19 protein-coding genes are annotated in these 18912 nt (G+C 63.7%); 15 read left to right on the top strand and 4 right to left on the bottom strand.

The window, feature by feature from the left end; all coding sequences use genetic code 11:
- The first annotated feature begins 11 nt into the window (after positions 1 to 11).
- Entirely contained in the window at positions 12 to 2252 is a 2241-nt protein-coding gene (gene purL / locus KVF90_RS11210) for a phosphoribosylformylglycinamidine synthase subunit PurL (RefSeq protein ID WP_264391659.1), read from the top strand.
- Here purL and KVF90_RS11205 read toward each other — a convergent pair.
- Complete coding sequence (locus KVF90_RS11205; protein ID WP_264391658.1) at positions 2230 to 2853, bottom strand: hypothetical protein; 624 nt, start codon at positions 2851 to 2853, stop codon at positions 2230 to 2232. The two genes, purL and KVF90_RS11205, sit on opposite strands and share 23 nt — an antisense overlap.
- A gap of 53 nt (positions 2854 to 2906) precedes the next feature.
- On the opposite strand from KVF90_RS11205, the gene KVF90_RS11200 reads away from it, so the two are divergent.
- On the top strand, positions 2907 to 3446 hold the full coding sequence (locus KVF90_RS11200; RefSeq protein WP_264391657.1) for a TetR/AcrR family transcriptional regulator: 540 nt from the start codon (positions 2907 to 2909) through the stop codon (positions 3444 to 3446).
- Positions 3443 to 3850, top strand: coding sequence for a DUF3052 domain-containing protein (locus KVF90_RS11195; RefSeq protein ID WP_264391656.1), 408 nt, complete (start codon positions 3443 to 3445; stop codon positions 3848 to 3850). The genes KVF90_RS11200 and KVF90_RS11195 overlap by 4 nt, the downstream gene beginning before the upstream one ends.
- 4 nt (positions 3851 to 3854) lie before the next feature.
- Here KVF90_RS11195 and KVF90_RS11190 read toward each other — a convergent pair whose 3' ends face one another.
- On the bottom strand, positions 3855 to 4652 hold the full coding sequence (locus KVF90_RS11190; protein WP_264391655.1) for a ubiquinone biosynthesis protein COQ4: 798 nt from the start codon (positions 4650 to 4652) through the stop codon (positions 3855 to 3857).
- 103 nt (positions 4653 to 4755) lie between these two features.
- On the opposite strand from KVF90_RS11190, the gene KVF90_RS11185 reads away from it, so the two are divergent.
- Complete coding sequence (locus KVF90_RS11185; RefSeq protein WP_264391654.1) at positions 4756 to 5442, top strand: nitroreductase family protein; 687 nt, start codon at positions 4756 to 4758, stop codon at positions 5440 to 5442.
- A gap of 28 nt (positions 5443 to 5470) precedes the next feature.
- Here the strand turns inward: KVF90_RS11185 and KVF90_RS11180 are convergent, their stop codons facing one another.
- Together KVF90_RS11180 and serB are read right to left on the bottom strand one after the other, a co-directional pair.
- A complete protein-coding gene (locus tag KVF90_RS11180) occupies positions 5471 to 6313 on the bottom strand; it encodes a Coq4 family protein (RefSeq protein ID WP_264391653.1) in 843 nt (280 codons plus the stop codon).
- Between the two features lie 119 nt (positions 6314 to 6432).
- On the bottom strand, positions 6433 to 7305 hold the full coding sequence (gene serB / locus KVF90_RS11175) for a phosphoserine phosphatase SerB (protein ID WP_264391652.1): 873 nt from the start codon (positions 7303 to 7305) through the stop codon (positions 6433 to 6435).
- Between serB and miaA the strand changes: the two genes are divergently transcribed.
- The 11 genes from miaA to KVF90_RS11120 all read left to right on the top strand — a co-directional run bounded on the left by miaA (position 7298) and on the right by KVF90_RS11120 (position 18830).
- The gene (miaA, locus tag KVF90_RS11170; RefSeq protein WP_264391651.1) at positions 7298 to 8254 is read left to right on the top strand and encodes a tRNA (adenosine(37)-N6)-dimethylallyltransferase MiaA; all 957 of its coding nucleotides are present in this window, start codon (positions 7298 to 7300) and stop codon (positions 8252 to 8254) included. The two genes, serB and miaA, sit on opposite strands and share 8 nt — an antisense overlap.
- Before the next feature lie 190 nt (positions 8255 to 8444).
- Positions 8445 to 10190: a biosynthetic-type acetolactate synthase large subunit gene (ilvB, locus tag KVF90_RS11165; protein WP_264391650.1), complete on the top strand. Its 1746-nt coding sequence runs from the start codon at positions 8445 to 8447 to the stop codon at positions 10188 to 10190.
- Between the two features lie 15 nt (positions 10191 to 10205).
- Entirely contained in the window at positions 10206 to 10721 is a 516-nt protein-coding gene (ilvN, locus tag KVF90_RS11160; RefSeq protein ID WP_264391649.1) for an acetolactate synthase small subunit, read from the top strand.
- Between the two features lie 126 nt (positions 10722 to 10847).
- Positions 10848 to 11867, top strand: coding sequence for a ketol-acid reductoisomerase (gene ilvC, locus KVF90_RS11155; RefSeq protein ID WP_264391648.1), 1020 nt, complete (start codon positions 10848 to 10850; stop codon positions 11865 to 11867).
- Between the two features lie 18 nt (positions 11868 to 11885).
- Complete coding sequence (locus tag KVF90_RS11150; RefSeq protein WP_264391647.1) at positions 11886 to 12485, top strand: DUF4329 domain-containing protein; 600 nt, start codon at positions 11886 to 11888, stop codon at positions 12483 to 12485.
- Positions 12486 to 12615: 130 nt separating this feature from the next.
- Entirely contained in the window at positions 12616 to 13215 is a 600-nt protein-coding gene (locus KVF90_RS11145; RefSeq protein ID WP_413677030.1) for a YceI family protein, read from the top strand.
- 46 nt (positions 13216 to 13261) lie between these two features.
- On the top strand, positions 13262 to 14413 hold the full coding sequence (locus tag KVF90_RS11140) for an alpha-hydroxy acid oxidase (protein WP_264394490.1): 1152 nt from the start codon (positions 13262 to 13264) through the stop codon (positions 14411 to 14413).
- Positions 14414 to 14557: 144 nt separating this feature from the next.
- Positions 14558 to 15022, top strand: a complete 465-nt coding sequence (locus tag KVF90_RS11135) for a hypothetical protein (protein ID WP_264391645.1) — start codon at positions 14558 to 14560, stop codon at positions 15020 to 15022.
- Between the two features lie 206 nt (positions 15023 to 15228).
- Positions 15229 to 16917, top strand: coding sequence for a 2-isopropylmalate synthase (leuA, locus tag KVF90_RS11130; protein ID WP_264391644.1), 1689 nt, complete (start codon positions 15229 to 15231; stop codon positions 16915 to 16917).
- 68 nt (positions 16918 to 16985) lie between these two features.
- Positions 16986 to 17771, top strand: coding sequence for a DUF2189 domain-containing protein (locus tag KVF90_RS11125; RefSeq protein WP_264391643.1), 786 nt, complete (start codon positions 16986 to 16988; stop codon positions 17769 to 17771).
- Between the two features lie 15 nt (positions 17772 to 17786).
- Positions 17787 to 18830 carry an amidohydrolase family protein gene (locus KVF90_RS11120; protein ID WP_264391642.1) on the top strand — a complete coding sequence of 348 codons (1044 nt, stop codon included), beginning with the start codon at positions 17787 to 17789 and terminating at the stop codon, positions 18828 to 18830.
- Positions 18831 to 18912 lie beyond the last annotated feature (82 nt).

Genomic DNA, 18912 nt, shown 5'->3' with positions numbered 1-18912 from the left:
GAGTCCCTCACATGACCACCATCACCCCCGAAATCGTCGAACAACACGGCCTCTCGCCTGATGAATACGCGCGCGTCCTTTCCGCGCTGGGCCGCGAGCCGAACCTTGTGGAACTCGGCATCTTTTCGGTGATGTGGTCTGAGCATTGCAGCTACAAATCCTCGCGCCTGCACCTAAAGAAGCTCCCGACCGAGGCGCCGTGGGTGATCTGCGGCCCGGGCGAGAACGCGGGCGTGATCGACATCGGTGACGGTCAAGCGGCGATCTTCAAGATGGAGAGCCACAACCACCCCTCCTACATCGAGCCCTATCAGGGCGCGGCGACGGGCGTGGGCGGCATCCTGCGCGACGTGTTCACCATGGGCGCGCGCCCCATCGCCAATGCCAATGCGCTGCGCTTCGGCCGGCCGGATCACCCCAAGATGAAGCATCTGGTCCAGGGCGTCGTTGCGGGCATCGGCGGCTACGGCAATTGCGTCGGCGTGCCGACTGTGGCGGGTGAGACCAATTTCCACCCCGCTTACGATGGCAACATCCTTGTGAATGCGATGACTGTCGGCGTCGCCCAGCAGGACAAGATTTTCTATTCGGCCGCGACCGGGATCGGCAATCCGATCGTCTATGTCGGCTCCAAGACGGGCCGCGACGGGATTCACGGCGCGACCATGGCTTCGGCCGACTTCGGCGAGGATGCCGAGGCCAAGCGCCCCACCGTACAGGTCGGCGATCCCTTCACCGAAAAGCTGCTGATCGAAGCCTGCCTCGAACTGATGGCGACCGACGCGATCGTGGCGATCCAGGACATGGGCGCGGCGGGACTCACTTCTTCCTCCGTGGAGATGGCGTCAAAGGGCGGCGCGGGCATCCGGCTCGACATGAACAAGGTTCCCTGCCGCGAAACCGGCATGACGCCTTATGAGATGATGCTCTCGGAGAGCCAGGAGCGCATGCTCATGGTGTTGAAGCCCGGCAAGGAAGCCATGGCCGAAGCGATCTTCACCAAGTGGGAGCTGGATTTCGCGGTGATTGGTGAAGTGACCGATACCGGTCACATGGTGCTCGAATTCAATGGCGAGGTGGTGTGCGACATCCCCCTCGATCCGCTCGCCGATGATGCCCCGCTCTATGACCGGCCCTATCTCTCCAAGGAGGAATATGCGGTCTGGGCGGGTGTGAAGCCGCTCGCCGAAGTTCCTTCCAGCGACGATATTGCCGCCGATCTCCTCACCATGATGGCCTCGCCAGACCTCGCGTCGCGCCGCTGGATTGCCGAGCAGTACGATTCGCAGGTCGGTGCCGATACGCTCCAGACCGGCGGCGACGCGGGCGTGGTGCGGGTCCACGGGACGGGCAAGGCGCTGGCCATCACCACCGATTGCACCCCGCGCTATGTCTTTGCCGACCCCTATGAAGGCGGCAAGCAGGCCATCGCGGAGGCCTATCGCAACCTGTGCGCCGTCGGCGCGCGGCCGCTGGCGGTGACCAATTGCCTCAACTTCGCCAATCCGCAGCGTCCCGAAATCATGGCGCAGATCGTCCACGCTTTGGAAGGCATGGCGGATGCCTGCCGCGCGCTCGACTTCCCGATCGTGAGCGGCAACGTCAGCCTCTACAACGAAAGCAAGGCGACCGGCGGCGGATCGGCCATCCTGCCCACCCCGGCGATTGGCGGCGTCGGCATCATCAATGACCTTTCGAAGATGATGACGATGCACTTCAAGAATGCGGGTGACGCGATCTACCTCGTCGGGCCAGAGTTCTGGGCCAAGCCCGATCCGACCCGCTCTCACCTCGGACAGTCGCTGTGGTTGCGCGTGGTCAAGGGCATGGAAGCCGGCCGCACCCCGCCGACCGACCTCACCGTCGAGCGCAATGCTGGCGAGATCATCCACGAGCTGATCGCCGATGGCCTCGTCAACGCGGTCCACGACCTCAGCGATGGCGGGCTTGCTGTCGCGCTCGCGGAAATGGCGCTGGCAGGCGGCATCGGGGCGGAAACGGACCTCGCCGGCAATCCCGATTACACGCCCGCCCAATGGTGGTTCGGCGAGGATCAGGGCCGCTACCTCATCACCGTTCCCGATGTTGCCGCCCTCAACGAAGCGCTCGCCAGGGGCACGCGCAACGACGAGACCGCGCAGATCGGCTTCCAGCGGATCGGCACGGTCGGCGGAGATGGCGTGCTTGGCGTGCCGCTCGCCGAATTGCGAGCGGCCAACCAGCGCTTCTTCACGGAGTGGATGGAAGGGTGACTTTGCCGGCTGCGCGGAACAGCGCCGTGCCCAGTGCCACCATCCAGATCAGCTGCGTAACATAAGTCAGGATTGCGCCTTCGAACTTCATATCGGCTACTCCGGTGATCAACAGCACAGCCGGGACCGCTCCGGCAAGCACACCCAGAATGCCGGTAACACGCCATTCCTGCTGCCATAGTACTGCGCCCAGAAAGGCCATTCCCGCGCCGGTTGCGACCGCACCGTTGCGGGCAAGTTGCTGGTTGAATTCCCAAAGGAGCTGGCTGATCCCCGGGCCGATTTCGCCTTCGGGATAGGCCCAAAGCGCAGGCACCACGAAGCCGTTGATGGTCCCTGCCAACACGCCAAAGACGGTGCCCATCGCAATGAAGGTGAGCCCGAGCGCGGTGGGCAAGCTCCACCCCAGTGCGCGCGTCACCAATGCCAAGATCGCAAGTTGTCCAAGAGTAAGCGCCAGAAATGCGCCATGAAGCAAGCGGATCGTGAACGCCCCGTCTGTCCACTGCGGATGATGGTGCATAAGCACCGCCGCCAGAAGCGCGCTGCCCGCAAGCAGCATGCCTTCAACGCGCAAAGATTGCAGTTTTTTCAGTTCCATGATTATCCCCTTTTCCTGGCACGGGGGATGCCATTCGCTTGGGATGCACGACAATGAACAATGCTGGCGAAAAGTCCGATACCCGCCTGGCCACGCGCACGCTGATCTTCACGACGTTCAATCGCCTGATGCTCGAAAGCCAAAGTGGCCGCCCGAGAGTTGCCGAGATCGTGGCCGAGGCGGGCGTCGCCCGATCGACGTTTTACGACCATTTCGAAGGGGTCGAGGCGCTGTTCGATGAAAGCATGTCGATGCTTCTCGGACAGGTGGCGCAATGCCTGGTCGGCTATCGATCGCAAGAGGACATGGTGTGGCTGATGGAGCATATCCATGACAACCGCGAGCGTGGCCGGGACATGCTGGCCGGACCGGGCGCACAGCGGACCGAAACGCTACTGGCGCGCCTGCTGATGCGCGAGCTTGAGGGGCGTCGGGACGTGCGGCTGCACGCGATCCTCATCGCGGGCATGGTCATGGCCGCGCTCGGCGCGTGGGTCACAGGCAAATTGGCCGCCTCGCCCACAGCGATGGCCGAACGCCTTATCGCCACGGCGCAGGCGATTCTCGGCGCTTGTCCGGCGGACGCCCAATGAACAGCGGCTACTCCGGCACGCCGCTGGTCAAAAAACTCACCTTGCGCGATGGAATGCGGGTGTGGTTCGACGCCATGCCCGAGCATGTGATCGACGAGATCGACGAATATGCGCTCGAACTGTTCTTCGTCGCCGATCCGGCCGATGGGATCGATGCCGCGCACATCTTCGTGACCGAGCGGGCGGCGCTCCAATTGCGCCTCACTGCCCTTCGCGATCAGATCGCGCCCGATGGGCAAATCTGGGTGAGCTGGCCGAAACAGGCATCGGGCGTACCGACCGACATTACCGAGGATACGATCCGCGAGCTGTGCCTGCCGCTGGGTCTGGTCGACACCAAGGTCTGCGCGATTGACGAGACCTGGTCGGGTCTCAAACTGGTGATCCGCAAGGAATTGCGCTGATCGCCTAGGCCGCCTGCGGCTGCGCGCTGCCCAGCGATAGCTCCTCGCTCAGGATCCCCTCGCCCGCAAGAATGGCGAGGCACTGGCGGTAGACGTCGGGCTTGCCGATGTTCAGCCGCTTGCGCGCTTCGCCGATATCTTCGCGCATCAGTGCGGCAATATCCTGATGCGCGATCTTCGCCGCTTCCCGGCCCAGCCTGCGCCCTTCCTTGATGGCGGCGAATAGCGGGGCCTTGGTGCCGCTCACCTTCTTGATCTGGCGCGCGCCGGCATAGGAGATGAACAGAATGCCGGTGTTGTGGTTCTGCTCGTAGCTGAAGCCCAGCAGGCTCACTTCGCCCAGCGCATCGCGGCCATAACCAGTCAGCACGTGGAACAGATCATGCGTGTCGCGCAGGCGGTCGAAATACCACTGGGTCTGGTCGCGCGGCAGGTTTTCAGGCGGCGCCCACTTGTGGCTTTCCGCCACCAGTCCGGCAGCCGACAGGCCCTCACGCTTCATGAAGGCCATGTAATGCGCGGCCACCGTGTTCGGCCCGCAATCGGCCCAGCGTGCGTGGTCATCGAGCATCGCCGCGATGTCGACGCCATGGGCAAGGAAGCGCCGACCTTCGGGCGAGCGGATGAACTGGTGCGCCTGCGCATGGCTGCGCTTGCCCTTGGTCGCCTCGATGATGTGGAACACCTGTTCGGTGTCCTCCTTGTCATCGATCAGTTTGCGGAAGTGATGCAGCACCTTGAGCGGACGAAATCCGGAAACCTTGCGCTCGGGCGCAGACAGCGGGAGATCGGTAACTGTCATGGACGACATCCTTTGCGCGATTCGCGGAATAGGTTCACATTACGCCACTTACATTAATGTCAGTTAAATGTCCACCACCGCTTGATCGAGGTCGCTCATCGCCATGCCTACCGCTGAAATGATCCCCTACAAACTGGCGCGGCTGTCTGACGAAGAATCCGCTGCTCGCGCCAAACAGTTGTCACGAAACCTGCAACAGCGCCGTACGTGCCGCGATTTCTCAGCCGATCCGGTGCCGACAGAAGTGATCGAAGCGGCGATCCGCGCTGCGGGCAGCGCCCCTAGCGGCGCCAATCACCAACCCTGGCATTTCGCGGTGGTGGCATCATCGGAAAAGAAGCGAGCCATCCGCGAGGCTGCCGAAGCCGAAGAACGCCGTTTCTACGGCGCCGACGGCAGCGATCCCAAAGCCAGCGAAGAATGGCTGGCAGCGTTGGCAGATCTGGGCACCGATGAGGACAAGCCGTTCCTTGAAACGGCCCCGATGCTGATCGTCGTCTTCGCCCAGCGCAAAGGCGGCATCGCCGAGGACGGTGTGACCCAGAATTACTACGTCAACGAAAGTGTCGGAATTGCCTGCGGGATGCTGCTTGCAACCTTGCATGAAGCCGGGCTTGCAACACTGACCCACACGCCTTCACCCATGGGTTTCCTGCGCGAGGTATGCGCGCGTCCCGAATGGGAAAAACCGGTGATGATCGTCGTCGTCGGGCACCCTGCCCCTGACGCTACCGTTCCGGCCCATGCGCTGAAGAAAAAGCCTTACGAGAAAATCAGCAGCTGGCTCTGACCCGGCGTCGACCAGCATCGCAGGGGCGTCAGGCCGCCAGCAGCTCCTGTTCAGCAGGCTTGCTGCTGGCGAGCAGATTGTAGGGGTCGATCCCTTCGGCCTGCCAGATGCGGTGACATTCACGATATTGCTGCGGCTCTGGAATGCGCAACTCGGCGCGGACGTCTGCCAGCGGCCGTTCGAGCAGCTGGCGGATCGGCTGCGCCATCAGCTGCGGTGCGCCCTTGCCGGTGCGATGCGCCTCGCGCACGGCGCCGAAGATCGGAGCGCGGCTGCCCTTCGCCATCTTCTTGATATTCGCTGCCCCGGCATAACCGATCAGCAGGTGGCCCTGACTGGGCGACTGGCCGTGGGTGAACAGCAGCACGCTGGCTTCGCCAAGAGCGTCGCGGCCATAACCGGTGAGGATATGGAACAGATCATGCGTATCGCGCGACCGGTTGATGAACCATTCGACGAGATCGGGGTAACGCGGCCGCCCGGCGCGTTCGGATTCGGCGACCAAGCCCGCAGCCGAAAGCCCCTCGGCCTCCATGAAGTCGCAATAGGCATGCGCAAGGCTGCCCTTAGGGGTGCGGCGCAGGGCGGCGTGATCGTCGAGGATTTCGGGCAGGAAAGGTTCGGTCGATCGCAGGTGCTCCCCGCGTTCGGACAGGGAGAGATCGGCGACGCGCGTCAGGAAGTCCTTCGAGGGGAGTGATTCGAAGATCTTGAAGACTGCTGCGGTGTCTTCCTTGTCATTCATCAGCTTCTGGAAGTTCCGTACCGCGCGCAGCGGGCGATACTTCGCGGCCTCCCGATCGGGGTGCAGCAGCACGGTGCCGTCGGCGGCGAACATCTGGCTATAGGCATCACGGGCTGATCGGGTCATGCGGATACGGGTCCTTCAAGATGGGCTGCTTCTAGCCCCGCTTGCTTACATGAGTGTTAATAGCCGATTCGGTACGCCAATCAAAACCCTTTTTGCGATGCAACGTGCGCGGTCTGCGATCAGTCCTCCCGCCAATCGGATCGAGGGATGCCAAGCAGGGTAAGAACAGCCGTCAGATCGCCATGATCGACGCGGCCATTGGCGGCAGCGCGTGCCTTGGGCTTTGCGCGGTAGGCAAAGCCATAGGTCGCCGCTTCAATCATCGGAATATCATTCGCCCCGTCGCCCGTCGCCAAACTGTGCGCGCCCTCGCCCAGCCCCGCCAGTTCCTCGCGCAGCACCGCCGCCTTGACCGCGCTGTCAGTGATCGGGCCGATCAACCCGCCGGTAAGCTTGCCGCCTTCCACGCCGAGCCGGTTGCCGACAACACGATGGAAGCCGAGTTTTTCTGCCACCGGATCAGCGAAATGGTGGAACCCGCCCGTCACCAGCACCGTGCGCGTTCCCATCGCGGCAAGAGTTGCCACCAGCGTCGTCGCGCCCGGCGTGGCGGTGATCCGTTCGGCCAGACAGGCGTGGATCGCGCTTTCCTCCAGCCCTTCGAGCAGGGCGACGCGTTCGCGCAAGGCGGCCTCGAAATCGAGTTCGCCTTGCATCGCGCGCTCGGTAATGGCGGCGATTTCCGGCTTCAGCCCCGCGTAATCGGCCAGCTCGTCGATGCATTCCTGCCCGATCATGGTCGAATCCATGTCGGAGACGAACAGCTTCGGCATAGCGATAGCCCCCTGCGCCACGAGCATATCGGCGGGCGCGAAGTTCGCATCGATTGCGGCAAGCACCGTAGCGGCATCGCCCTCGCAATGCAGTTCCAGCACTTCGCCGTCGCGCGCGGAGCCGGTCAGCGCGACGCCATCACGCGCAAGAGAATCGGCTAATGATGCGAGACGCGTTTCACATTCATTCGTCTCTGCTATCAGCCGCGCAATGAGCATTCCGACTTCTCCTGAATTGCCGCTCGCGCTCATCGCAGGGCCGACCGCCAGCGGCAAGAGCGCGATTGCGCTTGCCCTCGCCCACATTCTCGCTGCGGACGGGCGGCGCGGCGTGATCATCAATGCCGACAGCGCGCAGGTCTATGCCGATTTGCAGGTGCTGTCCGCCCGGCCATCCGAAGACGAGATGGAGGGGATAGACCACCGCCTGTTCGGCGCGTGGGACGGGGCGGAGGCCTGCTCGGCAGCGGGTTGGGCCACCCGCGCCAAGGACGAGATTGCTGCCGCCCATGCCGAAAATGCCGTGCCGATTCTGGTCGGCGGGACGGGGCTTTATCTCAAGGTGCTGCTCGAAGGCATCGCCCCGATCCCCGAGATTGATCCCACCGTGCGCGCTGCCGTGCGGGCGATGGAGGATGATGCCGCCTACAAGCTGCTCCAGATCGAAGACCCGGAACGGGCCATGGCGCTTGATCCCGGCGATCGTCAGCGCATCGCCCGCGCACTGGAGGTGAAGCGCGCGACCGGTGTGACGCTCGCCGACTGGCAGCTCGCCAAAGCAGGGGGGATTGCCGAGGAGGTGACGCTCCATCCGCTGATCATCGAGCCCGAGCGCGCCTGGGTCTACGAGCGCTGCGACACGCGGTTCGAAGCGATGCTTGATGGCGGCGCGGTGGCGGAGGTCGAGGCTTTGCTGGCACGCGGGCTCGATCCCGATCTGCCGGTCATGCGGGCCATCGGCGTGCCGGAGATTTCGGCATGGCTGGCAGGCGAGATCGAGGCGGAAACAGTGGTTGCGGCCGGACAGCAAGCCACGCGCAACTATGCCAAGCGGCAGTTCACCTGGTTCCGCCGCCAGCCCCCTGCGGACTGGCCAAGGGCGCAGCCAAGCTGGGAATCTGAAAATATCGATATCGAGACCTATTTTGCATCATTATTGCGCAAATAGGGGTTGACTTATCAGAATGTAACCGATAGCGGCCGTATCACTCGGTCCGATGCAATTCCCCCTGCATCGGGCCGGTTTTGTTTGTTGAAGCCCCCTCACCCGGCCCACCCGGCCCTGTGACAGCGATCTGATGGAGTGTCCCGTGCCCGGCAAGCCGGCCCCTGCCCCGACGAGGGAACCCGCCAGCACCATGAGCGGTGCGGCTATCCTCGTGAACTCCCTGATCGAACAGGGGGTCGAATTCGTGTTCGGCTATCCCGGCGGCGCGGTTCTGCCGATCTATGACGAGCTGTTTGGCGATGAGCGTATCCGCCACATCCTCGTCCGCCATGAAGCGGGCGCGGCCCATGCCGCTGAAGGCTATGCCCGCTCCACCGGCAAGCCCGGCGTGGTTCTCGTCACCTCCGGCCCGGGCGCGACCAACGCCATCACCGGCATTGCCGATGCGTGGATGGATTCGATCCCGCTCGTGGTCATCACAGGACAGGTCCCGACCAGCCTGATCGGCACTGACGCGTTTCAGGAAGCCGACACCATCGGCATCACGCGCCACTGCACCAAGCACAACTACCTCGTGAAGGACCCGGCCGATCTGGCCGCGACGATCAAGGAAGCCTTCCTGATCGCCACCACCGGCCGCCCCGGCCCGGTTGTGATCGATATTCCCAAGAACGTGCAGATCGCCGTGCCGTCCGAACGCCGCACGCTGACCCGCGCGGGCGCGCACCGCTACGCCCCGCAGACCGTCGCTCCGCCCGAGCAGATCGTCGAGGCTATCGAGATGATCGCCAACGCCCAGCGTCCCATCTTCTACACCGGCGGCGGCGTGATCAATTCCGGCCCCGAGGCGAGCCGCTTGCTTCGGCAGTTGCAGGACATCACCGGCGCGCCGGTCACCTCGACGCTGATGGGCCTGGGTGCCTTCCCTTCGCAGCACCCCGACTGGCTTGGGATGCTGGGGATGCACGGCACCTACGAAGCCAACATGGCGATGAACAAGTGCGATGTGATGGTCTGCATCGGTGCGCGCTTCGATGACCGCGTGACCGGGCGTCTTGATGCCTTCTCGCCGGATTCCAAGAAAATCCACATCGATATCGACCGCTCATCGATCAACAAGGTCGTGCCGGTCGACATGGGTATCGTCGGCGATTGCGGCACGGTGATCGCCCAGCTGATCGAGGCTTGGGGCGACCGTCAGGCACGCAATCTGGGCGAATGGAAGGCGCGGATTGCAGGCTGGCGTGCACGTGAATGCCTCGCCTATCCCGAACGCTCGGTGAAGAACCCGGGCATGATCATGCCGCAAAAGGCAGTGGAGCGGCTCCACGCCCTCACCCATGCGCGCAACCCGATCATCACCACCGAAGTCGGCCAGCACCAGATGTGGGCCGCGCAGTATTTCGGCTTTGAAGATCCGAACAAGTGGCTCACCTCGGGCGGGCTCGGCACGATGGGCTATGGCCTGCCCGCGGCCATCGGCGCGCAGCTCGGCCATCCCGATGCGTTGGTGATCGACATCGCCGGTGAAGCTTCGATCCAGATGAACATCCAGGAACTCGGCACGGCGAGCCAGTACCGCCTGCCGGTCAAGATCTTCATCCTCAACAACGAATATATGGGCATGGTCCGCCAGTGGCAGGAACTGACCTATGAAAGCCGCTATTCGAACTCCTATTCCGACAGCCTGCCCGATTTCGTGAAGCTTGCCGAGGCTTATGGCTGGAAGGGCATCCGCATAACCGAGGAGCGCGATCTGGACGATGGTATCATGCGGATGCTCGATCATCCCGGACCGGTGATCGTCGACTGTATGGTCGCGCAGGATGCCAATTGCCTGCCGATGATCCCTTCGGGCGCGGCGCATACCGAAATGATGCTCTACGGCGACAAGGTCGAAGGCACGATGGACGACGAAGCCAAGGCGCTGGTCTAGGACACGCACATGCCCATGAAAATTGCCGAAGCAGCCTCCGAGCGTCACGTGCTCGCCGTCACGGTCGATAACGAGCCGGGGATCCTCGCCAAGATCACAGGCCTGTTCACCGCGCGCGGATACAACATCGACAGCCTGACCGTGGCCGATATCTCCGAAGACCACGCGATCAGCCGCATCACCATCGTCACCAACGGCCCCCCGCGGGTGATCGACCAGATCGAGGCGCAGCTCGAACGGCTGGTGCCGGTGCACAAGGTCACCGACCTGACGACCGCCGGCCCGCATGTCGAACGCGAGCTTGCGCTGATCAAGGTCACCGGCACGGGGGACAAGCGGGTCGAGGCGCTGCGTCTTGCCGACATCTTCCGTGCGCGGCCGGTCGATACGACAACCGAGAGCTTCATCTTCGAAATCACCGGTCCGCCCGACAAGGTCGACAGCTTCATCGCATTGATGCGCGAGTTGGGGTTGGTCGAGGTGGGCCGCACCGGGATCGTGGGCATGATGCGCGGGGCGCAGGGGGCCTGAAGTTTTTCCATTCCGTCACCCTGAACTCGTTTCAGGGTCCATTTTTCCTCAAGCGCAGGTGCTCGCGGCGGGATGGATGCTGAAACAAGTTCAGCATGACGATAATCACAACGAGGATTTGACGAAATGAAAGTCTATTACGACGCCGATGCCGATCTGAACCTGATCAAGCCCAAGAAGATCGCGATTGTCGGCTATGGCTCGCAAGGCCACGCCCATGCGCAGAACCTGCGCGATTCCGGCGTTGCCGAAGTGGCCATCGCCCTGCGCGAAGGTTCGGCGACGGCCAAGAAGGTGGAAGCCGCTGGCTTCAAGGTCCTGACCAACACCGCCGCCGCGCAGTGGGCCGATCTCATCATGGTCCTCGCGCCGGATGAACATCAGGCCGCGATCTGGGAAAACGATATCAAGGGCCACATGAAGCCCGGCTCAGCGCTCGCCTTCGCGCACGGGCTCAACATCCACTTCGGCCTGATCGAGCCGCCCGCCGATATCGACGTGATCATGATCGCGCCCAAGGGCCCGGGCCACACGGTCCGCAGCGAGTATGTGAAGGGCGGCGGCGTGCCCTGCCTGATCGCCATCCATCAGGACGCCAGCGGCGCGGCGCATGACGTTGCCCTCGCCTATGCCTCTGCCGTCGGCGGCGGTCGCAGCGGGATCATCGAAACCAATTTCCGCGAGGAATGCGAGACCGATCTGTTCGGCGAGCAGGCCGTGCTGTGCGGCGGGATCACCCACCTGATCCAGGCCGGGTTCGAGACGCTGGTCGAGGCCGGATACGCCCCCGAAATGGCCTATTTCGAGTGCCTCCACGAAACCAAGCTGATCGTCGACCTGCTCTATGAAGGCGGCATCGCCAACATGCGCTATTCGATCTCGAACACGGCGGAGTACGGCGACATCACCACCGGCCCGCGCATCATCACCGACGAGACCAAAGCCGAAATGAAGCGCGTGCTCGCCGACATCCAGTCGGGCCGCTTCGTGAAGAACTTCGTGCTCGATAACCGCGCCGGCCAGCCCGAACTCAAGGCCGCGCGCAAGCAGGCTGCGGCTCACCCGATCGAGCAGACCGGCGAAAAGCTGCGCGCCATGATGCCGTGGATCGCGGCCAACAAGCTGGTCGACAAGGCGAAAAACTGAGGCCACACCATCGGCCAGATGTTTGAAGGCCGATACGCAAAGCTGGTATACGCGGCGATCGCCATCCTGTGGGTGGTGATCGTCGTGCGTGCCGCCACCAACGTCAAAACCCCGGAAGACTTTGTCGTCACCGTCTCGCAAAGCGAGGTGCAGGCCTTCGCGCGCCAACGGCTCGACGCGATGCAGGCACGATCCTTCTCCGACAGGGTCGAATTATGCGCGATCATCTTCGAAAACAGCGACGGTAAACTGGACACCACCAAGGTGCGCGAAGGCGACGAGGCGACCTGCGATCTGCGCTATTTCGACGAACCGGGCATGGCCCCGCTCGCCAGCATCCATACGCACGGCGCTTTCGATCAGAACTATGACAGCGAAGTGCCTTCGCTGCTCGATCTGGAAAGCGATATCGAGAGCCGCCTTGATGGCTATGTCTCCACCCCCGGCGGGCGCTTCTGGCGGATCGACTGGCAGCAGGAACGCGCCATGCTGGTCTGCCGCGAAGGTTGCCTGAAACAGGACCCGGCCTATCGCCCCTGCGCCGGCGATGCTATTGCCCCTGCCTATTCGCGGCCCCAGTTGAGCGCACGCACCCGTCAGATGTTCGCCGAGTGCTGAAACGACGATCACAGCCGGAACCCTGATCGGGCCGGCGAATTCAGATCACTCGAGCAAGGAGACTCTTTCCATGAAGCACCGCAAACTCGCCGCCGCCGCAGCCGCCGTACTCGTCGCTTCCACCGGCGGAATGCTGGCAGCGCCCGCGATTTTCGCCCAGGGCGCGCCGCAAGCTCCCGGCCAGCAGGACGCATCGCGCGTCACCGCAGGCACCTATACTGCCGATCCGGGCCACTCGCTGATCGCCTTTGAAGTCAACCACTTCGGCTTCAACGATTATTATGGCATTTTCGGCGATGTCGCCGGTTCACTGGAGATTGATCCGGCGAACCTTTATGCAGCCAAGGTGGATGTGACCATCCCGGTTGCCAGCGTCACCACCGCCAGCAAGGGCCTGACCGATCATCTGCTGCGTGCAGGCAAGGATGGCGGCAAGCCCGATTTCTTCGGCCCCGCACCGGCGGCAGCACGCTTCGTCTCGACCGCGGTCAAAGCGGAAGGGATGATGGCCACCATCACCGGCGATCTGACGCTGAACGGCGTGACCAGGCCCGTGACCTTCCAGGCGGAATTCACCGGCGCGGGCGTGAACCCGTTCAACAAGAAGGAAACCATCGGCTTCGAGGCCGAGACTGAAATTAAGCGGTCAGACTTCGGCGTAAACTACGGCATCCCCTTCGTCAGCGACGAGGTTGAACTCGATATCAGCGTGGCCTTCGAAAAGCAGTAGAAGCGCTCTCGACTTGGATGCGGCAATCGGGCAGGCCATCGCTGCGATGCGCCTGACCGATTGCCACAACATCGACGATTTCCGCGCGCTGGCGAAGGCGCGGCTGCCGTTTCCGGTGTTCGATTACATCGACGGCGCGGCCGATGACGAGCTGACCAAGGCGCGCAACACCGCCGCCTTTGCCAGCGTCGATCTGGTGCCGGACGTGCTCGCCGGGGTCGAGACGATCGATACCTCCTGCATGATCCTCGGCAAGCAGTCGGCCCTGCCGCTGATGCTCTCCCCCACCGCCGTGCAGCGCGCCTTCCACTGGCAGGGCGAGACGGCTGTGGCGAAGGCGGCGGAGAAGTTCGGGTTGTGGTTCGGCATTTCCAGCCTTGCGACACGCAGCATCGAGGAGATCGCGGCGCTGACCAGCGGGCCGAAGCTGTTCCAGCTCTATGTCCACAAGGACAAGGGACTGAACACCCACATGATCGAGCGGTGTCAGGCAGCGAAGTTCGATGCGCTGGCGCTGACGGTCGATACCATCGTATCGGGCAAGCGCGAGCGGTGCCTGCGCTCCGGCTTCACCACCCCGCCGCGCTTCACCCCGGCGAGCATCCTCAGCTACGCCACCCGCCCGCGCTGGACGCTCGATTACGTATTGCGCGAGAGATTCCGTCTCCCCAATCTCGACACACACGTGAGCGAAGGCAGCGGCAAGGCGGTGAGCATTGCCGAATATTTCAACACCATGCTCGATACCTCGATGAACTGGGAAACCGCCGCAGCGATCCGCGAGCAATGGGGCGGGACCTTCGTCCTCAAAGGCGTGATGAGCGCTGGCGACGCGCGGCGGGCGGTGGAGATCGGCGCGGATGCGATCATGATTTCCAACCACGGTGGCAGGCAGCTCGATGGCAGCCGCGCGCCGTTCGACCAGCTGCCCGAGATTGTCGATGCCGTCGGCGGCAAGATCGAGATCATCTGCGATGGCGGCGTGCGGCGCGGCACCCATGTTCTGAAAGCGCTGTGCTCGGGGGCGACTGCTGCTTCGGGCGGGCGGCTCTATCTCTATGCCCTCGCAGCGGCGGGGCAGGAGGGGGTCGAGCGCGCTCTAGGCATCCTCAAGGACGAGATAGAGCGCGGAATGCGGCTGATGGGCGTGACCAGCGTGGACCAGCTGACGGGCGATCGCATCCGCCAGCGAAGCTAACTTGCCCCCGCCCACACCCAACAAAGTGGTAGGGCGCACAGCCCCGCCCTCAAGCAACAAAGTGGTAGGGCGCACAAGAATGTCATAAACCGGTAACGCAAAGCGCGCTTTGGCGACCTCGCCTCAATTCATGGACTGGACGACATGATCACCGCTCGTGCCCTTTCTTTTGCCGTCCCCGCCCTCGCCCTGGCACTCTCAGCCTGCGGGAGCGAGCCGCAGCAGCCCGGCAATGATGCCGAAAGCTTTGCCGAGCGTATCGGGGCAGGCGAGGCAACGCCCGCGCCGGGCGGTACTCCCGCCCCTGCTGCCACTGCCACCCCGCAGATCGCGCAACCGCTCCCCGGCGCTGCACCCGGGCCATTCGCGCGCGGCACCCTGACCGATCCGGCATCAAAGACCTGCGGCGCGCCGCTGATGGGGCCATTCATGGGCAAGCTCGCCGATCAGGCGACCCGCGCCGAAATCGCCAAGATGCTCGGCCGCACCGACAATCTGCGTTTCGTCGCCTTTGGCAGCGGCGGCAACGTCAATCCCGATCCGACCAACCCGCGCCTGTCGATCATGCTCGATGCGCAGAACATCATCCGCGACGCACGCTGCGGTTGACGGCAGGGTAGCGCCCCGGGCCATTCCCCGCTTGCGCGCTCAGGCATAATCGGCAAAGACTGCACGCCATGACGCGGAACGGACTCCTGCTGCTTCGACTTATGCGCCCTTGGGCGTAGGCAGCCGCGCGCGGAGACAGCCGCGGCACCGCTCCCAAGGGTAACCCGCCGCAGCCTTCCTTCCCTTCTCGCGACGAGCCTCTTCCCATGCCCATGCTCAAGCAGCCTTCCGCCAAGTACCGTCCGTTTGGCCAGATCAACCTGCCAGACCGCCAATGGCCCTCGCGCCTGATCGAGAAAGCCCCGCGCTGGCTGTCGACCGATCTGCGCGATGGTAACCAGTCGATCATCGATCCGATGGACGCGGTGAAGAAGCGGCGCTTCTTCGACCTGCTGGTCGAGGTCGGTCTCAAGGAAATCGAAGTCGGCTTCCCCAGCGCTGGCGCGACTGAGTTCGATTTCATCTCCGGTCTCGTCAAGTCCGACGCGATCCCGGATGACGTGATCGTGCAGGTGCTGACCCAAAGCCGCGAAGACCTGATCCGCACCAGCTTTGCCAGCCTCGAAGGCGCGCGCGCGGCAATCGTCCACCTCTACAACGCGGTCAGCCCGGCGTGGCGCGACATCGTGTTCCGCATGAGCAAGGACGAGGTGAAAGCCATCGCCGTCGCCGGCGCCAAGGTGATGCGCGACGAGGCGGCCAGATATCCGGATACCGACTGGCACTTCCAGTACAGCCCCGAAACCTTCTCCACCGCCGAACTCGACTTCAGCATCGAGGTCTGCGCGGCGGTGATGGAGGTGCTCCAGCCCACCCCTGAACATCCGATCATCCTCAACCTCCCCGCCACGGTCGAGGCGGCGACGCCCAATATCTACGCCGACCAGATCGAATACTTCGCGCGGCATCTGCCGAACCGCGAAAGCGCGATCCTCTCACTCCACACCCACAACGACCGCGGCACCGGTGTCGCGGCGGCAGAGCTGGGGCTGATGGCAGGCGCGGACCGCGTCGAAGGCTGTCTGTTCGGCAATGGCGAGCGCACCGGCAATTGCTGCCTCGTGACGATGGCGCTCAATCTCTACACGCAGGGCGTCGATCCGGAGCTGGATTTCTCGGACATCGACCGGGTGATCGAGACGGTCACCTATTGCAACGATCTGCCCGTCCACCAGCGCCACCCCTATGGCGGGGAACTGGTCTACACCGCGTTCAGCGGAAGCCATCAGGATGCGATCAAGAAGGGCTTCGAAGCGCGCGATACGCAGAACGACGAGGCGTGGCGCGTGCCCTATCTGCCCATCGATCCCGCCGATCTCGGGCGCAGCTACGAAGCGGTGATCCGCGTCAATTCGCAGTCCGGCAAGGGCGGGTTCGCCTGGGTGCTGGAGAAGGATCAGGGCCTCAAGCTGCCCAAGAAGATGCAGGCCGATTTCTCGAAACACGTGCAACAGATGGCGGACGAATTGGGCCGCGAGCTGGGCGCTGCCGACATCTGGGACGCGTTCCGCCGCGCCTATCACGTCAAGACCCATCCCAAGCATTTCCAGCTTGTCCGTTACGAGGAAAGCCGCGCGTCAGATGGCACGCGCATCTTTGCTGGCACCATCGCGGTCGACGGCACAGAGCAGTCTGTCTCGGGCCGCGGCAACGGGCTCATCTCCAGCGTGATGGGCACCTTGCGCGAGGCCTTCGGGGTCGAGCTTGAGGTGGTCGATTACAGCGAACACGCGCTTGGCGCTGGCACAGATGCGCGCGCGGCCGCCTATCTCGAATGCCGCGCGCCTGACGGCCGGACCATCTGGGGCTGCGGGATCGACGAGGACATCGCCACCGCCAGTGTGCGGGCGGTGCTATCTGCGGCGAATTCGGCTGTGGCTTCCTCCGCCGTCTGACGCTCCGCGCCCTTGCGCGGCCTCCGATTTGCGCGCAACCTTGCCGGCCAAGGGAGGAGAGGCCCGCGATGACAGGGTTGCAGCATAATCCGGGCGTTCCCGCCGCGCCGACCAGCCCTGCCGTGGCAGGCGATCTGGCATGGCGCGATCTGGCGGTGGCACTGGCGGCAGGCTGGCGTGATTTCCTCGCCATGCCGCGCTTCGGCCTGTTCTTCGGCGGGGTCTATGTGCTGGCGGGTCTGGGTATCGGCTGGGCTACGGTTTCGGGCGGAGAGCTGACCTGGCTGATCCCCGCCATCGCGGGCTTCCCGCTGGTCGCGCCCTTCATCGCGGTCGGTCTCTACGAGGCGAGCCGCCGCCGCGCTGCAGGCGAGCCGCTGACATGGCGCGCGGTGCTGGGCGCGCTCAAGGGCCACGGCGATGACCAGATCCTGTCGATGGGGGTGATCGTCTTCGTCGCCTTTTCGTTCTGGATGATTGTCGCCCATGCGATCTTCGCGGTGTTCATGGCGGAAAGCGGAATGGGCGGAGAATCGCTTGATGCGCTTCTGACGGCCCCCGGCCTGGCGATGCTGGCGGTGGGCAGCGCGGTCGGCGGAATCATGGCCTTTGCCTTCTACGCCATGACCGTCATCAGCCTGCCCTTGCTGGTCGAGCGCAAGGTCGATTTCCTCACCGCGATCATCACCAGCCTCAAGGTGATGCGGCGCAATTTTGCGGTGATGCTGGGCTGGGCTGCAATCATCGCTGCACTGCTATTCGTGGCGATGCTGCCGGGCTTTCTCGGGCTGCTGATCGCGCTGCCGGTGCTGGGACATGCGACCTGGCATCTTTATGTGCGGGTGGTGGAATAGGGAGAAAATGCAACCATGACCGAAGCCATCCTTGAACCCGATCTCAAGATCATCGACCCGCACCACCACCTTTGGGACTTGCGGCCGATGATCCCGATGTTCCCGGCGCCGCATCATCATTTCATCGCCGCGCTGGTCGACAATGCGCATTACACCTTCGACCAGCTTCACGCGCATCTGACCAGCGGGCACAACATCATCGGCACCGTTTTCATGGAGTGCGGCGCGTTCTACAACGGCGCCTATGGCGATGCGCTGAAGCCGGTGGGCGAGGTCGAGTTCGTGAACGGCGTCGCGGCGCAATCGGCAAGCGGGCTTTATGGGCCGGGGCGGATGTGTGCCGGGATTGTCGGCCACGCCAACCTGATGCTGGGCGAGCGCGCGGGCGAAGTGCTGGACGCGCTCCACGCGGCTGCACCGCACCGGTTCAAGGGTATTCGCCATGCGGGGGCCTGGGATGCCGATGTAGAGGTGCTCGGCCCGCCTTTCCACCACCCTGAAGGCCTGTATCGGGATACGACGTTCCGCGCCGGATTTGCGCAGCTCGGCAAGCGCGGGATGACCTTCGATGCCTGGGTGCTGGAGCCGCAATTGCCCGATGTGATTGCCCTCGCCCGCGCCTTCCCCGATCAGCCGATCTGCCTTGACCACTGCGGCACGCCGGTGGGCGTGGCGAGCTACAAGGGCAAGCTGCACGAGCGGTTTGACGAATGGCGGCACAATATCCGCGAACTGGCCGCTTGCGAGAACGTGGTGGTGAAGCTGGGCGGGCTGGCGATGGCCTTCTGCGCCCTGCCCGAAGATGGCCCCGCCGCCGGTCACTCCTCCGAACATCTGGCGGCCCTGTGGCGGCCCTATATCGAAACCTGCATCGAAGCCTTCGGGCCGGACCGCGCGATGTTCGAGAGCAATTATCCTGTCGATTACTGGGGCGCGGATTACGCGGTGCTGTGGAACGCCTTCAAGCGCCTCACCCGCTCGGCCAGCGCAGACGAGAGGGCAGCGCTGTTCGCTGGGACGGCGGCGCGCTTCTACGGCTTGGAAGACCTGCTCGGCTGACCCGACCCACCTCGCAAAATCGCACTTGGCACATCAGGAACCTGCGTTAGAGAAACCCGTTCAAGCCGAATACGTTTTCAGG

It is taken from the genome of Porphyrobacter sp. ULC335, assembly GCF_025917005.1.
GTDB lineage: Bacteria > Pseudomonadota > Alphaproteobacteria > Sphingomonadales > Sphingomonadaceae > Erythrobacter.
The sequence above is the reverse complement of the archived record's forward strand: the minus strand, read 5'-3'. Positions and strand labels throughout refer to the sequence as shown.

Bases quoted from the DNA above. Each gene is read 5' to 3' on its own strand.
- serB (WP_264391652.1), bottom strand. From the start codon at position 7,305: ATGCTCATTGCGCGGCTGATAGCAGAGACGAATGAATGTGAAACGCGT.
- purL (WP_264391659.1), top strand. From the start codon at position 12: ATGACCACCATCACCCCCGAAATCGTCGAACAACACGGCCTCTCGCCT.
- KVF90_RS11190 (WP_264391655.1), bottom strand. From the start codon at position 4,652: ATGACAGTTACCGATCTCCCGCTGTCTGCGCCCGAGCGCAAGGTTTCC.
- KVF90_RS11150 (WP_264391647.1), top strand. From the start codon at position 11,886: ATGTTTGAAGGCCGATACGCAAAGCTGGTATACGCGGCGATCGCCATC.
- KVF90_RS11145 (WP_413677030.1), top strand. From the start codon at position 12,616: ATGCTGGCAGCGCCCGCGATTTTCGCCCAGGGCGCGCCGCAAGCTCCC.
- KVF90_RS11120 (WP_264391642.1), top strand. From the start codon at position 17,787: ATGACCGAAGCCATCCTTGAACCCGATCTCAAGATCATCGACCCGCAC.
- KVF90_RS11125 (WP_264391643.1), top strand. From the start codon at position 16,986: ATGACAGGGTTGCAGCATAATCCGGGCGTTCCCGCCGCGCCGACCAGC.
- KVF90_RS11195 (WP_264391656.1), top strand. From the start codon at position 3,443: ATGAACAGCGGCTACTCCGGCACGCCGCTGGTCAAAAAACTCACCTTG.
- ilvC (WP_264391648.1), top strand. From the start codon at position 10,848: ATGAAAGTCTATTACGACGCCGATGCCGATCTGAACCTGATCAAGCCC.
- KVF90_RS11200 (WP_264391657.1), top strand. From the start codon at position 2,907: ATGAACAATGCTGGCGAAAAGTCCGATACCCGCCTGGCCACGCGCACG.
- KVF90_RS11205 (WP_264391658.1), bottom strand. From the start codon at position 2,853: ATGGAACTGAAAAAACTGCAATCTTTGCGCGTTGAAGGCATGCTGCTT.
- miaA (WP_264391651.1), top strand. From the start codon at position 7,298: ATGAGCATTCCGACTTCTCCTGAATTGCCGCTCGCGCTCATCGCAGGG.
- KVF90_RS11140 (WP_264394490.1), top strand. From the start codon at position 13,262: ATGCGCCTGACCGATTGCCACAACATCGACGATTTCCGCGCGCTGGCG.
- ilvB (WP_264391650.1), top strand. From the start codon at position 8,445: ATGAGCGGTGCGGCTATCCTCGTGAACTCCCTGATCGAACAGGGGGTC.
- ilvN (WP_264391649.1), top strand. From the start codon at position 10,206: ATGAAAATTGCCGAAGCAGCCTCCGAGCGTCACGTGCTCGCCGTCACG.
- KVF90_RS11180 (WP_264391653.1), bottom strand. From the start codon at position 6,313: ATGACCCGATCAGCCCGTGATGCCTATAGCCAGATGTTCGCCGCCGAC.
- KVF90_RS11135 (WP_264391645.1), top strand. From the start codon at position 14,558: ATGATCACCGCTCGTGCCCTTTCTTTTGCCGTCCCCGCCCTCGCCCTG.
- KVF90_RS11185 (WP_264391654.1), top strand. From the start codon at position 4,756: ATGCCTACCGCTGAAATGATCCCCTACAAACTGGCGCGGCTGTCTGAC.
- leuA (WP_264391644.1), top strand. From the start codon at position 15,229: ATGCCCATGCTCAAGCAGCCTTCCGCCAAGTACCGTCCGTTTGGCCAG.